The sequence below is a fragment of the Kosakonia sp. AG348 genome, assembly GCF_003337365.1.
Taxonomy (GTDB): domain Bacteria; phylum Pseudomonadota; class Gammaproteobacteria; order Enterobacterales; family Enterobacteriaceae; genus Kosakonia.
The window spans coordinates 1-1,199 of the sequence record NZ_QPJR01000025.1; the positions used below are offsets into that span (position 1 = coordinate 1).

Below are 1,199 nucleotides of genomic sequence, written 5' to 3' on the forward strand. Positions count from 1 at the left end.
CTGATGCGGTGTTCATCGTCATAGCTGAAGCGCTGCACCGTGCCGCGATGGCTGTCGTGACGTTCGGTCATGCGTCCGAAACCGTCATATTCCCAGAGCACACCCTCCAGCCGTTTCAGCAGGTTGCCCGGTAAAAAACCGGGAAACCGTGGTTCCTTATAGCGATTACGTCATTAAAATATAAATATTTTTAATCACATAAGATTATATACCGCTAAATTCATATTTAGATGCAATTACTTCAGCATAACTATCGTAACCGATTATTAAATAGTGTTTAAGATTCAATCGATTATTTGGATCATAAACCAATCCTTTATCTCTCAGTAATTCAGAGTTAGTAACGCAGTAAACTCCGGGATCCGGGTTTATTCCAGTTTGCTCCCAATAAGTAAGAGGATCATCAATTTTCAGACTAATTTCGTACTCATCATGATTAAACTCGGAAAAGTTCAAAGATATACATTTAACCTCAGCGACATTACTAAAATTAAACGTAACCGCATGATATTTATCATGTCTAAAATCATCCAAACTCTGAACTTCAACAGTTAACTTTACACCATTGGATTCTGTATAAATAACTTCAATATCTGTAGTTGAAATTCTAAAGCTTAACTTTTCTGGTGCTAATATCATAAAAACCCCTCCTAAAATTAGATACATTTACCAATAGTTTTCACAAGGCCCGTACCATCCTTATTCCTTGTTATATTAATACTTCTTGATGGTGGTCGATATTTAATGTCTTCAACCAAGTGTTTAGGAACATGCTCATATGGAACATATATAGCATGTTGAGGGAATTTCCCGGACTCAACTAACGCAGCCAACCCTCTATTGTTTAACGTCACAGCCTTGCCTGTTATCGGATCAGTTGTGTACGAAATAACAAATGTATCAGGACTAATTCTCCCCATCCGAATATCTTCGGCAACATCTAATATTGGTCTTCCCGCGATTGAATCTGCCGCCTGGCTACCAATATTACTAAATTTAGGAGCGATCCTGTTTTGCCCAAAATGCAAATCAGCAGGAAAATCGGTTATTTCACCGTGAGCAAATGGATCAAAACTACTCAGCCCCAGCGGATCCACCCACCCCAGCGGATCCACCACATACGTATAGGTATTCAGCCCACCCAGTAACCCTATCGGGTCCATCTGGGTGTAGCGCCCGCCGCAGGGGTCGTAGTAGCG

The 1,199-nt window shown here is 40.7% G+C and carries 3 protein-coding genes; all 3 read right to left on the bottom strand.

What is annotated here, in order from left to right; genetic code table 11:
* Positions 1-101: hypothetical protein (locus tag DFO56_RS25210; protein ID WP_370447826.1), on the bottom strand; the 101-nt coding region annotated here is incomplete at its 3' end.
* Between the two features lie 103 nt (positions 102-204).
* Positions 205-639, bottom strand: coding sequence for a hypothetical protein (locus DFO56_RS24530; protein ID WP_045514841.1), 435 nt, complete (start codon positions 637-639; stop codon positions 205-207).
* A 17-nt stretch (positions 640-656) separates the two neighbouring features.
* A partial coding sequence (locus DFO56_RS24535) for an RHS repeat-associated core domain-containing protein (protein ID WP_199496507.1) occupies positions 657-1,199 on the bottom strand: 543 nt, incomplete at its 5' end.

Coding starts and splice junctions, on each gene's coding strand:
- DFO56_RS24530 (WP_045514841.1), bottom strand. CDS start 639: ATGATATTAGCACCAGAAAAGTTAAGCTTTAGAATTTCAACTACAGAT.